Genomic DNA, 12437 nt, shown 5'->3' with positions numbered 1-12437 from the left:
CCCCGTCACGCTCGCACCTTCGACAGGCTCGCATGAACGCGCCCAGGCTCACCTCACGACAGCAGGCGCAGGCCGCGTACCTCCAGACGGTTGCGCCCAAGCTCGACCGGATGCGCAGCGTGATCGAGCAGATGGGGGCGCTTCAGGCGGACGAGACCACGATCCGCGCCTTCACCCGGTCGCTCGACGAGCTCAAGGCAAATACCAGCGCCCTCAATCTCTCGGCGCTGGCCGAGACGGCCGGCCTCATGTCCACTCTCGCCCGGCGCGGCGGCGGCATCCAGATGAAGGTGCGGGGATTGCGTGAGCTTTGGGGGAGTCTCAAGGTCAACTACGAGGGCGCGCTGCGCCAGGCAACGACACCGGAGCCCGCGGCCGGCGATGGGTGCCCGACCGGCGGCTGACCCGCGGCTCAGCGGCGCCGCACCACCATCCGATCGATCACGGGGCCGAGCATGAGGACGATCGCCGCGTTGACCAGCACGCCGATGAGAAGCGAGACGAACGCGAGCGCAAAGAGGATACCCCCGGCCCCGACTGCCGCGAACAGCACGCCGAACCAGTACCAGAACACTGTCGCTCTCCTTGAGAGGGCCGTCGGATGCGGCGAGCCGGTAGATTAGCCGACGCTACGCCGGCCCGCAACCGCCGGCGCCGCTCCCGCCGCTCCCGCGGCGGATGCCGATGTCGCTAATCGGAGGTCGCCCTATGCGCCTGCATCTGACACTTGCCGCGCTCACGCTCATTGTGGCGCCGCTCGCCACCACTCGGCTTGCGGCGCAGGGCGCCAAGCGCCCCGCCAAGGCCGCCGATCACGACCGCGCCGCGAAGGTCGACGCCGACTTACCGCCCGGATGGACCGCTCGGACGGACAGCGATTCCGATCTCGTAGACGTGAAATTCGTTACTATGGCCCCCGGCTACCATGTGACTCTGGGGCCCGCCGCGATCCTCTATCGGGCGGCCGACAAGATGACCGGCCCCTTCCACGTGTCGGTCACGTTCACCCAGACCAAGGCGCCACCCCATCCGGAGGGCTACGGGATTTTCATCGGCGGAAAGAACCTAGACGGCCCTGCCCGGCAATACACCTACTTCATGATCCGCGGGGACGGCCGGTACCTCATAAAGCGCCGCAGCGGCGACAGTACCTCGAGCATCATTTCGGGGTGGTCGCGCCATCCCGCGATCGTGCACGCCGACCGGAGCGGCAAGGCCACCAACGACCTCGAGGTGGTCATGGCGCCGGACAAGGCGAGCTTCATGGTGAACGGGCGGGAGGTCTACAATGCCGACCCGCGACTCTTCGATGCGGCCGGCATCGTGGGACTCAGGATCAATCACAACCTGGACCTGCATATCGCGGACTACACGGTCACCAAGCAGTAGCCGCTAGGGAGCGGTAACGGCCTTGTACCGGGAGGCGAGCGCCGCGCGCGCGGCCTCCCGGACCGGAGCATCACCCTCCCGCGCCACCCGCTCCAGTGCTGCCGCCGCAAGCCCGCCGGACGCCCGCGCCAGTGCGGCCACCGCGGCGCGGCGCCGGGTCACGCCGAATCCACGCATCGCAAAGAGCTTGCGCCGCGCGAGGGCGGCGCTCGCCAGCGCGTCGCATGTGTCCGCCGACGCGATCGCGCCGAGGGCGCGCGCCACGGCAGCCCAGGCGGCGGCATCGCGCTCCTGCCGGAGCGCCGAGGTGAGCGCGTCGGCGAAGGCCGCTGCCTCGGGGCGGGCGAGTGCCGCAGCAGCGGCCGCGCGCGTGCCCGCAGAGGGATGCGCGAGGGCGGATCGGAACGCATCGGCCGATGCATCGAGCGGAAATTCCGCCAACGCGTGCAGCACCGCCGCCCGCACGCGCTCATCGCCGTGGCCGAGGCGCCGTTGCAGCGGTTCGAGGGCCTCAGGCCTGCGCTGGCGGCCCAGGATGAGCGCGGCGTGACGCACCTCGTGCCAGTGCAGGCTCGCGAGCAGCGGCGCCACGCACACGAACGCCTCGTCCATTTCCCCCAGCGCGTCGTAGAGGAACTCGCTCCCCGCCACGCCCTCGCTCCGGCAGATGGCCGCAAGCATGACCTCGGCGCCGGCCAGCCCGGCCCATTGGAGCACGCCCGCGGCGGCGTTGCGGAGGCCGGGCTCGCGGAGCGCCACGCCCACCATCCCGTCGAGCGCGGCGGGCGGGAGGTGGCGACGCGCCACGATGCCGAACGTCCGCCGCGCTTCTGCCGGGACCCGCGGCGCGTACGCGCGCAGGCAATCGGCCAGCTCGAGCGCGTGCTTCCAACTGCTGAGGAGCGCGGCGTGATCGAGTCGGTTGAGGAGTTGCGCGATTTCGATTTCGTGATGCTTGAGGGCGCGAAGGCGGCGCTCGCCGCGGGCGCGGCGGTCAGCGGCAGTGCGATGCTCGCGCGCTCGCCAGCGGGCCCCGAATGCGCGGCGGCGCTCGAGCCAATGCCGGCGGTCGGTGTCGTCACGCGGGGGTCCGAGCGGATCGCTCGCGGGACCGCCGGTAAAATCGAAGCCCGCACGCGCGACCGCGACCAGCGCCTCGATCCGCACGTGCGCGCTGGCCACGACCGGGGTGGTATCGTGCGAGAGCGCGCGCGCCAGCACCAGCAACTCTCGCGCGCTCGCGCCCGCCGCTACGTGCAGCGCGTCGATCTGCCGCGCGCGCAGGCGGCCGGAAAGCGAGAGCCCGTCGTCGGGAATGCCGCGCTCTACGCCGCCCTCGACGCTCACGGCGCGCGCCGATACGGCTCGGCAGGCGGCGGCGAGCGCCAGGTCCTGGGCGGCATCGTTGCCGGGGTCGACCCGGAGCAGCGCAACCAGATCTCCAAACCGCTTCACAAAGTCAGCGTGAGATTCCACCGGCGCTCCAAGGGCTCAATAGCCGCGGTGACCCGCGGACAACGTGCACTCGACATACCAACCGTGCGTCAGCGGACCGGCGGTGCGAAATATCGCGGCGATAGTCATTTAGACGCAGGATGGTGTAGTAGTCGCCCACGTAACTCCGTAGCGCGGGCCCCTCGAACCGTGGCCCCGTTGCGCCTCTATTGCGCCGCTTCCGGGATCTCCTTTTCTTGAGAGCCATGCCAGTCGAGCCTCCGGTCGCCGGAGATGTCGAGCTCGCGGCGGCCCTGCTCCAGGCTGCCGTCACCGCCGCGCTCGCCGTCCTCTGCGGGTTCTTGTTCCAGCGCTACCGAAAGCCCTACTTCGCCTGGTGGAGCGCCGCCTGGGCACTCTACCTCCTGCGCCTCGGGGCGATACTCAGTTTCCTCACCAGCGGCGAGCGAAGCTGGCTCTTCTGGCATCAGGTTGTGACCGGGTGGACGGCGCTCGCGCTCCTCGGGGCGGCGCTCGTCTTCTCGCGCGGCTTCCGCTGGCGCTGGGCCTATCTGCCGATCGCCCTCTTTCCAGTCGTCTGGTCGTACATCGCGATCTACCGCATCGATCGATTCGCCTGGGCTGCGGGGCCGGCCGTCGGATTCTTGAGCATCGCGACGCTGTGGACCGGGTGGGTGTTCCTGCGCTACCGCTTCCGAGTGGCGTCGACCGGCGCGGCGCTGCTCGCGGCGGCGTTCGGGCTCTGGGGCCTCCACCATCTGGACTATCCGTTCCTCCGCGCGCGGGGGGCATGGGCGCCCTGGGGCTACTACCTCGATATTCTGTTCGAGCTTGCGGTGGGCGCCGGCATTCTGCTGCTCGTCGTCGATGATCTGCGCCGCGGCCTCGGCGCGCTTTCCGCGCTCTCGGGCGATCTCCAGCGTCGAGGCCGCGCCGGCGACGTGCTGGACGGGCTGCTCGCGCGCCCGCTCACGCTCCCGGCCGTGACCGGCAGCGCGCTCTATCTGCTCGACGGCGCGGGCGGTGGCCGCTTCGTCCACGGCCATGGTGTGGCGGCGCCCTGGACCGACATCCATCCGACCGGCGCCGCAGCGGCGGTTCTTGCGCAGGCCGTTGCGGCGGGCCGGCCGAGGGTTACTAACGATTGGGTCGACCCCTGCCCTGAACGCGCGGCGCGGTACGCCTACGCGGCCGTGCTCCCCGTGCTCACGGGGGACGTGGTGACCGGCGCGCTCATCATCGTGGGCGACACGCGCGACCCGTTCACCGCGCTGGACGACGGTTTCCTGGTCGCGCTGGGCCAGCAGGTGGGCGCGGCGCTCGAAAACGCGGAGCTCTACGAGCGGTTGCAGGCGCGCACGGTCGAGCTCGGGCGTCTCTCCGCCCGCATGGTGGAGCAGCACGAGGAGGAGCGGCGCCGCCTTTCCCGCGAGCTGCACGACGAGACGGCTCAGGTCTTTTCGGCCGTCAAGATGGAGCTGGGCGTGGTGCGGGAGAGCGCCGCACCGCCGGCGGTGCAGCGGCTCGACCGCGCGCTCGAGCTGGTCGACGCGGGCATCCGCAGCATCCGCAACGTCACCAACGAGCTGCGCCCGTCGCTGCTCGACGACCTCGGGCTATTGCCGGCGCTTCGCTCGCTGGTGGCGGAGTTCGGCGACCGGAGCGGCCTCGCCGTGGCGCTCGACGCGCCGCCGGCGCTGCCGCAGATCTCGAAGGAAGCGGAGGTGGCACTCTTCCGCGCGTTGCAGGAGGCGCTCTCCAACATCGCGCGGCATGCGGGGGCGCGGGCAGTGGAGGTGGCGATCGGAGTGCGCGGCGACGGGCTCGTGCTCGCGGTCTGCGATGACGGTTCCGGCTTTCCGGGTTCCGCGGCAGGGCGCGAGCTCGAGCGCAACGGGCACATGGGGCTTGCGGGCATGCGCGAGCGCATCAGCGCGCTGGGCGGCACCGTCGTGGTCGAGAGCCGGCCGGGTGCAGGTGCCCGGGTCGAGGTGCGGGTGCCGGCGCCCGCCGGAGCACGGGGGTGAGCGACGCACCGATCCGCGTGCTGGTGGCCGACGACCACACCGTCGTGCGTGAGGGTATTCGGCACGTCCTGGAGAGTGAACCGGGGTTCGAGGTGGTGGCCGAGGCGGCGAGCGGCGCCGATGTGGCGGAGCTCGTCGAGCGCCACCGCCCTGACGTGGCGGTGCTCGACATTTCGATGCCGGGTGAATCCGGGCTCGAAGCGGCCGCGCATCTCCGCCGGGCGGCGCCCGAAACGCGGGTGCTCATCCTCAGCATGCACGACAACCCCGAGTACGTGCTCGAAAGCGTGCGCGCCGGTGCGCATGGGTACCTGCTCAAGGACACCGCCGCCACCGAGCTCCGCCGCGCGGTGCGCGCGGTGCACGAGGGCGAGGCGTTCTTCAGTCCGCCGGTGGCGCGGCGGCTCACCGACCTCGTACGCGGCGAGCTCGAGCGGGAGCGGCTGAGCGGCGACCTCGGCTCTCTCACTGCGCGCGAGCGCGAGGTGTTGCTCGGTATCGCGCTCGGCCGCACCAACAAGGAGATCGCGGCCGGGCTCGGTATCAGCCACCGCACAGTCGAAAGCCACCGCGAGAGCCTCATGCGCAAGCTCCGCATCCGCACCGTCGCGGGCCTCACCAGGTTCGCCCTCGAGACCGGCGTCGTCGGCGGCGCCTGACCAAAGGCCATACACCCCAACCAACGCATCATGGCACCAACCGGCATCGTCATGCTCAATCTGGGCGGCCCCGCGACACTCGACGCCGTCGAGCCGTTCCTGCTCCGCCTCTTCGAGGATCGTGAGATCATCCAGCTTCCGTTCCAGCGATTCCTTGGACCATTCATCGCGAAGCGCCGGGCGCCCAAGGTGCGCGGACTCTACGAGGCCATCGGCGGCGGCTCACCGATTCGGCGCTGGACCGAGTCGCAGGGGCGCGGCATGGTGGAGCGGCTCGACCGCCTCTCGCCGGCCACGGCGCCGCATCGCTTCTACATCGCCTTCCGCTACACGACGCCATTCAGTGAGGACGCCCTCCGCGCCATGCGGGCGGATGGGGTGGAGCGCGCCGTTGCGTTTACCCAGTATCCGCAGTGGTCCTGCACCACCACCGGGTCGAGTCTCAACGAGCTGTGGCGCGCCTCGGCGCGCCTCGGGCTCGAGAACGCCTTCCGCTGGAGCATCATCGATCGCTGGCCGGTGCATGAGGGGTTCATCGCCGCGATGGCGGAAACGGTGCGCGAGGGCCTTGCGCGGTTTGCCGAGGAGGATCGGGGCAAGGTGCTCATCCTCTTCAGCGCGCATTCGCTGCCGATGAGCGTGATTCACCGCGGCGACTCGTATCCGCAGGAGGTCGGGGCCAGCGTGCAGCGGGTGATGGAGGCGCTCGGATTCTCCCACCCCTTCGTGCTGGCGTATCAGTCGGAGGTGGGACCGGTGAAGTGGCTGGGGCCGAGCACGGAGCGCACGATCGAGCTGCTCGCCGCACGGGGCCACCGGCACGTGCTCGTGGTGCCGATCGCGTTCACCAGCGATCACATCGAGACGCTCTCCGAGCTGGACCGCGAGTACGGCCACCTGGCGCGGGAGTGCGGCATCACCCACTTTCACCGCGCGCCCGCGCTCAACGACCGGCCGCGTTTCCTCGATGCGATGGCGGACCTGGTGCGGGAGCATCTCGCGTCCGGACGACCGTACGGCTCGCAGTACGCGACGACGTGCGCGGGATGTACCAATCCACAATGTCGGAAGGTGCTGCGGCCCATCGGATGATGCACCCGCCGCGCGCGAGGCGGCGTCGCTGCTGCGTCAGCCTTCGCGCTCGCGGATTGCCTTGCTGGCAGGGTAGAGCAGCCGCCGGACGAGCCGGCTCGTCATCCGGCGCAGTACCTCCTGCTCGCGCTCGGTGAGCGACGGCAGCTCGGCCAGCGCGCGCTCTGCTTCTTCGGCGGCAAGCCGCGCGCCGAGCCGGTGCAGCTCGGCCAGGTGCGGCGCGGCGGCGCGATTTCGGAGCAGCCGGCGGAACTGCACCAGCTCCTGCCGCAGAATCTCTTCGGCGGCGTCGAGCGCGGGCGACGTGCTTGCGGTGACGGGGCAGTGCTGCATGCGGAGATCGTCGAGATCGAACAGCCGCACGCCCGGCACGTCGCGGGCGAGGGATTCGACATTGCGGGGCACGGCCAGATCGAGCACCACGATCGGACGCCCCGCGCGCGCCGCCACGGCCGCCTCGAGCGCCGCGGCCGAGAGGACGGGATGCGGCGACGCCGTCGCCGTGACCACGACGTCGGCATCGGCGAGCGCAGCGGGCAATTCATCCCAGTGCGCGCTGGCCGCCACGTCGCTCGTCGCGGCGAGCGCGCTGGCGCGGTCGTCGTGGTGATTCACGACGATGGCCGAGCCGCCCGGCTCATCCTCGAGTGCGCGGAGCACGCCCTCGGCCGCCTCGCCCGCGCCGAGCACGAGCACGGCGCGCCCCGCGAGCGAGCCTCCCCAGCAGAGCCGCGCGTGCGAAAGCGCAGCGCTGCTCACCGACGCCGGGTGGAGGCCCAGCGTGGTTTCGTGCCGAGTGCGGCGCCCGGCCGTGAGCGCGGCGCAGAACGCCGCGTCGATCTGCCAGTTGGTGGCGCCGGCCGCGCGGGCGAGCTCGTGCGCGCGCCGCACCTGGCCCAGGATCTCGCGCTCGCCGAACACCTGGGAGTCGAGCCCCGCTGCGACCCGGAAGAGGTGCCGCACGGTCTGGGTACCGCTCAGCTCGTAGCTCGCCGGTGGTGGCAGCGCGACGCCCCGCTCGGCCGCGAGCACGTGCAGCCGGCGCTCCTCCGCGTCGCCCCACCAGTAGAGCTCGACGCGGTTGCAGGTCGCGAGGACCACGCTGGGCCGCCCGGCGTCGCGCTCGCGCGCGAGCCACGCGGCAATCGCCTCCGGTTCGAGCGAAAGCCGCTCCCGGAGGCCCACGTCGGCCGTGTGATGGCTGATGCCGGCAAGCTGGAGCTGTAGCGCGGTGGGCACGGATCAACGCTAGAGCAGGCCGCGTGCTGCCGCAATCCGCGCAGGCGCGGAGATCCACCTCCGTAATCTTACGGGGACGGCTCCGGCGGACGCGGCACCCGGCCCGAGGAGCCCTCCTCGGCCGGGTCCTTCTCTGGCGGCGGCTGGCTTGTCGTGCGCCGGTCCGGATCCTGGGGGGCGGGGCGCGGAGACTTCGGTCTGCCCTTTCGCGGGTTCGTCGGCATATTCGGACTCGCTGTCGGTAACGGTTCATTCGAGGTGACTGGAACCCCATGACCCGTCTTGTGCTGCTCGGCGGCGGCCATGCGCACCTCTTCGTGCTCGAGGGCCTTGCCCGCGGATTGTTCGGTCCGGTCGACGCGACGCTGGTCTCGCCGGTGCGCCACCAGGCGTACTCCGGGATGGTGCCGGGGTTGATCGGCGGCCGATATCGGACGGAAGAGCTGTCGTTCGACCTCGAGGCGACCACGGCGCGGGCGGGCGTGACGTTTGTCTGCAGCCGTGCGCGGCGGATCCTGCCCGCCGAGCGCGAGGTCGAGCTCGAGGACGGTCGCCGCATCGGCTACGATCTTCTGTCGGTCGCCACCGGCTCGACCGTGCGCGGCACCGATCTCCCCGGCGTGCGGGAGCACGCGCTCGTCGTAAAGCCCATCGATCGCGCGGAAGTGATCGTGCCGGCCCTCGAGCAAGCAGCGGCCGAGCACGGCAGTGCCTTGCGCGTGGTCGTGGTGGGCGGCGGCGCCGCGGGCGCCGAGGTGGCTCTGGCACTCCGGGCGCGGCTCCGGACGCTTTCTGCGGCCGCATCGGCGCGGGTGGCGCTGCTGGAATCGGGCTCCGAGGTGGTGCCCGACCGTGCGCCGGCGGCGCGGCGGAAGGTGCGTCGAGCCCTCGCGCTCAACGGCATCGAGCTCAAGCTCGGCGCCCAAGTCCACGCGGTCGATGGCCGCGGGGCAACGTTGGCCGATGGCAGCACGGTCCCGATGCATCTGCTGGTCTGGGCGGCGGGCGCGGGCCCGAGCGACCTGCTCCGCGCCTCCGCGCTCGAGACCGATGCGCGCGGATTTCTTCTGGTCGACGACCGGCTCCGCTCCCTCTCGGACCCACGCATCTTCGCCGCCGGCGACGCCGCCACGCTCGCCGCGTACCCGGCGACCCCCAAGGCCGGCGTATACGCCGTGCGCGAAGGCCCGGTGCTCCGCGACAACCTCGCCGCCGCATGCCACGGACGTGACCCCTCGCGATCCTACTCCCCGCAGCACCGCTTTCTCGCGCTCTTCAACACCGGCGATGGGCGGGCCATTCTCTCGTACGGCCCGCTCGCGCTCAGGGCCCGCTGGGCGATGCGACTCAAGGATCGCATCGATCGGCGATTCATGCGGCGGTTTCAGCGGCTCGCCCTCCCCACGTCCGACTCGTACATCCCGATCAGCCGGTGAAGCTGGCCGATCAGCCGCTGGCGCTGCGCGTCGCTCATCGGCGGCGCGAAACCGGTACCGCCGCCGATCTCGTTCAGCATCGAATCGCTTAGTTCACTGAAGGTACCGGTGCCCGGCAGGCCCAGCCGGGTCCGATCCGAAGCCATCGCTTTCACCACATCGCCCAACGTGTTCTTGTAGGCGGTCAGGTTCTTGTTGAAGCGGTCGAGCGGCTCCTGTGCCATCGCATCGATCCGGGGAACGAAGCCGCGGAGCCGCGCCGGCGCCTCGAGCTCGGAACCGGTCGCGGTCTGCGCGATACCATTTTGCCTGGCTCCGCTGTCGCCGTGCGACGAGTAGACGGACGCCGTCCCCGCCGGGTTGGCATCGGGCGAGGGCTTGCTGCCGCAGGCGGGAAGCGCGATGGCCGCAGCCAGCAGCGTCGCGAGTGGGAACTGGTGGACGCGCATGATCCGGGACCTCACGGTGGGAGTCGGGGCGGGCGGTACGCCGGGTCAATTGAACGTTGCGGAGGGGCGAGGGGCGGTGTCGGCCGTCACGGGCGCGCTGGCGCCCCGCGGTGCGCCGACCTAGCGGCCGAAGATCCGCGCGAACACGCCGGTGCTGCCCGCGCCGGCCAGCGCGTCGGACATCTCGTTCATTGAGGCATAGCGGTCGTCAGGGCGGATCTCGAGCGCGCGCGCGATGATGGCGTCGAGCTTGGAGGGGAGCTCGGGGCGTACGGCGCGGAGCCGCTGCGGCCCGCCCTTGAGCCGGGCGAGCATCGCTTCCTGCGCCGTCTTGCCCGAAAAGGGCAAGCGTCCGGTGAACATCTCGAACGCGAGCACGCCGAGCGAGTAGACGTCGCTGCGCCCGTCGAGCGGCTTGCCCCGGATCTGCTCGGGACTCATGAACTCCGGGGTGCCGAGCACGATCCCGGTCGCCGTGAGCTTGACGACCTCGGGGCCGGCGCGCCGCTCCTTGGCGAGCCCGAAGTCCATGACCACCGCGCGGGTGCGGAGCGCCGCACCCGGCTGCTCGGCCGCCGCCCGGTCCGGCACCAGCATGATGTTCTCCGGCTTGAGATCGCGATGGACGATCTGCAGCTCGTGGGCGTGTTGAAGGCCCCGGCACATCTGGACCAACAGCGGAATCCCTTCGGCGGGCGAGAGTGGTCCGCGGCGGGTCTCGACGTCGCTCAGCGCCTCGCCCTCGAGGTACGGCATGACGAGATAGAGCAGACCATCGGGCGTCTCGCCGACGCGGAGAATGGGGCAGACGTTCGGGTGATCGAGCCGCATCGCGATCGAGGCTTCCCGCCGAAGTCGCTCGACCGAGCCGGGGTCCCGCGAGAGCCGGGGCGTCAACACCTTGACCGCGACTGCCCGTCCGTCCCCGATGGCTTGGGCCAGATAGACGTACGACATCCCGCCCTCGCCCAGGCGCCGGGTTATCTGATAGCGGCCGTCGAGCACCTGCCCGGTGAGGCTGGTGTAGATCGCGTCGGCGCGCGCGCCAGGACCGGCTCCGGCCGACGATTCGGCCCCGCCGTCCAGTGCGCCCCCGGCCTCCTGTTCAGGCGGGACACGCGATGCGGGGCGGGGCCCGGCGCCGGCGTCCACTTCGACCAGCGGCGTGCCGTCGCGGGTGCAGAAGCGGGCGGGTGAAGCGTAGTGGGCGTGACACCGCGGGCAGCGGCGATTCTTCAATCGCGGAACCGATTGCGGCCGTCGTTCTTGGCGCGGTAGAGGTGGTTGTCGGCCAATTTGAGGAGTGACTGGCCATCCGAGATGCGCTCGTCGGGGAAGGACGCGAGTCCGATGCTGATGGTGACCCGCACCGCCCGCCCCGCCTCGCCAAAATCGTGCGTGGCCACCCGCTTGAGGATGCGCTCGGCAAAGTTGCGCGACTCGGCCACCGTGGTCTCCGGCAGCAGGACCACGAACTCCTCGCCGCCATAGCGCGCCACGATGTCCACCGAGCGCTGCTCGCGGCGGAGCAGCGCCGCGAGCTGCCGCAGCACCTTGTCGCCCACCAGGTGCCCGTGGCTGTCGTTGATCTGCTTGAAGTTGTCGATGTCGATCATCATGCAGGTGAGCCGCGTGGCGTATCGGGCCGCGCGATCCATTTCCTGCTCGAGCTTCTCCATGAGCGCGCGGCGGTTGTAGACCGCCGTGAGCGGATCGGTCTCGGCGAGCTGCCGCATCTCCTCCTGGCCGGCGACGGCGTGCTCCAGATCGTACGCCGTTTCCAGCGCGGTCACCGCGGAGCGGATCACCTGCTCGGCGAACTCGAGATCGGATTCGGTGAGTGGCGAGTCATCACCCGTGGTGCGGAGGAAGAAGACGCCGGCCGGCTGGCCTTTGAGCGGAAAGCGGATGCAGATGGCCGAGCGGGTCGGCACGCGCTGCCCCTCGGCCTCCCACGCGTCACGCACCTCGCGATACAGCGGGTCGGTGCAGACATCCCGCGCGAGCACCACCTCGCCGGTCTCCAGGCATTGCCGGATCTCCGGGTACCGCCGGAGGTCCACCGGAAGGTTTCGCAGCATCGGATTTTCGTAGGCGCCGACGACCGTGGCGCCCCCTTCGCCCGGACCGGCGAGGATGATCGAGCAACGCGAGATGTTGAGCGCCTGTGCCACCCGGCGCACCAGGACCGCGTAGATCTCGTCCGGCTTGAGCGAGGTGGCCACCTCCTGCATGATGTCCACCATCTCGGAGCGGGTGCGGGCCTCGGCGCGGGCTTCGCTCAACTCGCGCCTCGCCCGGAGGTGCGCCTGCACCCGGGCCAGCAGCTCTTTGGTCTTGAATGGCTTGGGGATGAAGTCGCTGGCGCCGAGACCGAAGGAGCGGACGGTGGCCTCCTCCGGCGGCATGGACGAGATCATGAGGACCGGGAGGTCCTTGAATCGCTCGTCGGTCTTTACCCGCTCGAGGAGCTGAAGCCCGTCCACCTTGGGCATCATGATGTCGAGCAGCAGCAGGTCGTACGACTCGGCCGCGAGGTGCTCCAGCAGGTTTTCGCCGCCGGGCACGGTGGTCACGTCGTAGCCGTTCTCCCGCAGAATCCACCAGAGCGTGCGGGAGAGGACCGGGTCGTCGTCGGCAACCAGCAGTTTCTGTGCGGGGCTCATAGCGTCAAAGGTACGCGATCCACCG

12 protein-coding genes are annotated in these 12437 nt (G+C 70.7%); 6 read left to right on the top strand and 6 right to left on the bottom strand.

Translation table 11 applies throughout. The features are described from left to right. Window positions 1-32: 32 nt before the first annotated feature. Window positions 33-404, top strand: coding sequence for a hypothetical protein (locus tag VFW66_10195; protein HEX5387060.1), 372 nt, complete (start codon window positions 33-35; stop codon window positions 402-404). 8 nt (window positions 405-412) lie between these two features. Here VFW66_10195 and VFW66_10190 read toward each other — a convergent pair whose 3' ends face one another. Further along, the gene (locus tag VFW66_10190) at window positions 413-574 is read right to left on the bottom strand and encodes a hypothetical protein (GenBank protein HEX5387059.1); all 162 of its coding nucleotides are present in this window, start codon (window positions 572-574) and stop codon (window positions 413-415) included. 134 nt (window positions 575-708) lie between these two features. Between VFW66_10190 and VFW66_10185 the strand changes: the two genes are divergently transcribed. After that, window positions 709-1389: a hypothetical protein gene (locus VFW66_10185; GenBank protein HEX5387058.1), complete on the top strand. Its 681-nt coding sequence runs from the start codon at window positions 709-711 to the stop codon at window positions 1387-1389. Between the two features lie 3 nt (window positions 1390-1392). Here VFW66_10185 and VFW66_10180 read toward each other — a convergent pair whose 3' ends face one another. Then, window positions 1393-2844 carry a HEAT repeat domain-containing protein gene (locus VFW66_10180; protein ID HEX5387057.1) on the bottom strand — a complete coding sequence of 484 codons (1452 nt, stop codon included), beginning with the start codon at window positions 2842-2844 and terminating at the stop codon, window positions 1393-1395. A 245-nt stretch (window positions 2845-3089) separates the two neighbouring features. Here VFW66_10180 and VFW66_10175 point away from each other — a divergent pair, with 245 nt between their 5' ends. From VFW66_10175 to hemH, 3 genes are read left to right on the top strand one after another with little or no spacing between them, the layout of a single operon-like run. After that, entirely contained in the window at window positions 3090-4871 is a 1782-nt protein-coding gene (locus VFW66_10175) for a GAF domain-containing sensor histidine kinase (GenBank protein ID HEX5387056.1), read from the top strand. After that, on the top strand, window positions 4868-5530 hold the full coding sequence (locus VFW66_10170; GenBank protein ID HEX5387055.1) for a response regulator transcription factor: 663 nt from the start codon (window positions 4868-4870) through the stop codon (window positions 5528-5530). Before VFW66_10175 ends, VFW66_10170 begins: the two co-directional genes overlap by 4 nt. Window positions 5531-5560: 30 nt before the next feature. Then, window positions 5561-6622 carry a ferrochelatase gene (gene hemH, locus VFW66_10165; protein ID HEX5387054.1) on the top strand — a complete coding sequence of 354 codons (1062 nt, stop codon included), beginning with the start codon at window positions 5561-5563 and terminating at the stop codon, window positions 6620-6622. Window positions 6623-6658: 36 nt separating this feature from the next. Here hemH and hemA read toward each other — a convergent pair whose 3' ends face one another. After that, window positions 6659-7861 (bottom strand): glutamyl-tRNA reductase, encoded by a 1203-nt coding sequence (hemA, locus tag VFW66_10160; GenBank protein HEX5387053.1) that lies wholly within the window; start codon window positions 7859-7861, stop codon window positions 6659-6661. Between the two features lie 272 nt (window positions 7862-8133). Between hemA and VFW66_10155 the strand changes: the two genes are divergently transcribed. After that, on the top strand, window positions 8134-9297 hold the full coding sequence (locus VFW66_10155) for an FAD-dependent oxidoreductase (protein ID HEX5387052.1): 1164 nt from the start codon (window positions 8134-8136) through the stop codon (window positions 9295-9297). Here VFW66_10155 and VFW66_10150 read toward each other — a convergent pair. The 3 genes from VFW66_10150 to VFW66_10140 all read right to left on the bottom strand — a co-directional run bounded on the left by VFW66_10150 (window position 9246) and on the right by VFW66_10140 (window position 12412). Continuing rightward, entirely contained in the window at window positions 9246-9746 is a 501-nt protein-coding gene (locus tag VFW66_10150) for a hypothetical protein (GenBank protein ID HEX5387051.1), read from the bottom strand. The two genes, VFW66_10155 and VFW66_10150, sit on opposite strands and share 52 nt — an antisense overlap. A gap of 120 nt (window positions 9747-9866) precedes the next feature. Further along, window positions 9867-10985 carry a protein kinase gene (locus VFW66_10145; protein HEX5387050.1) on the bottom strand — a complete coding sequence of 373 codons (1119 nt, stop codon included), beginning with the start codon at window positions 10983-10985 and terminating at the stop codon, window positions 9867-9869. Then, complete coding sequence (locus tag VFW66_10140) at window positions 10982-12412, bottom strand: diguanylate cyclase (GenBank protein ID HEX5387049.1); 1431 nt, start codon at window positions 12410-12412, stop codon at window positions 10982-10984. Before VFW66_10140 ends, VFW66_10145 begins: the two co-directional genes overlap by 4 nt. Between the last annotated feature and the right edge of the window lie 25 nt (window positions 12413-12437).

Source organism: Gemmatimonadales bacterium (assembly GCA_036279355.1).
Lineage (GTDB): Bacteria > Gemmatimonadota > Gemmatimonadetes > Gemmatimonadales > GWC2-71-9 > DASQPE01.
Note: the sequence above shows the minus strand (reverse complement) of the source record. Positions and strands in the feature narration are given on the sequence as shown.

Bases quoted from the DNA above. Each gene is read 5' to 3' on its own strand.
- VFW66_10195 (HEX5387060.1), top strand. From the start codon at position 33: ATGAACGCGCCCAGGCTCACCTCACGACAGCAGGCGCAGGCCGCGTAC.
- VFW66_10185 (HEX5387058.1), top strand. From the start codon at position 709: ATGCGCCTGCATCTGACACTTGCCGCGCTCACGCTCATTGTGGCGCCG.
- VFW66_10175 (HEX5387056.1), top strand. From the start codon at position 3,090: ATGCCAGTCGAGCCTCCGGTCGCCGGAGATGTCGAGCTCGCGGCGGCC.
- hemH (HEX5387054.1), top strand. From the start codon at position 5,561: ATGGCACCAACCGGCATCGTCATGCTCAATCTGGGCGGCCCCGCGACA.
- VFW66_10155 (HEX5387052.1), top strand. From the start codon at position 8,134: ATGACCCGTCTTGTGCTGCTCGGCGGCGGCCATGCGCACCTCTTCGTG.
- VFW66_10150 (HEX5387051.1), bottom strand. From the start codon at position 9,746: ATGCGCGTCCACCAGTTCCCACTCGCGACGCTGCTGGCTGCGGCCATC.
- VFW66_10140 (HEX5387049.1), bottom strand. From the start codon at position 12,412: ATGAGCCCCGCACAGAAACTGCTGGTTGCCGACGACGACCCGGTCCTC.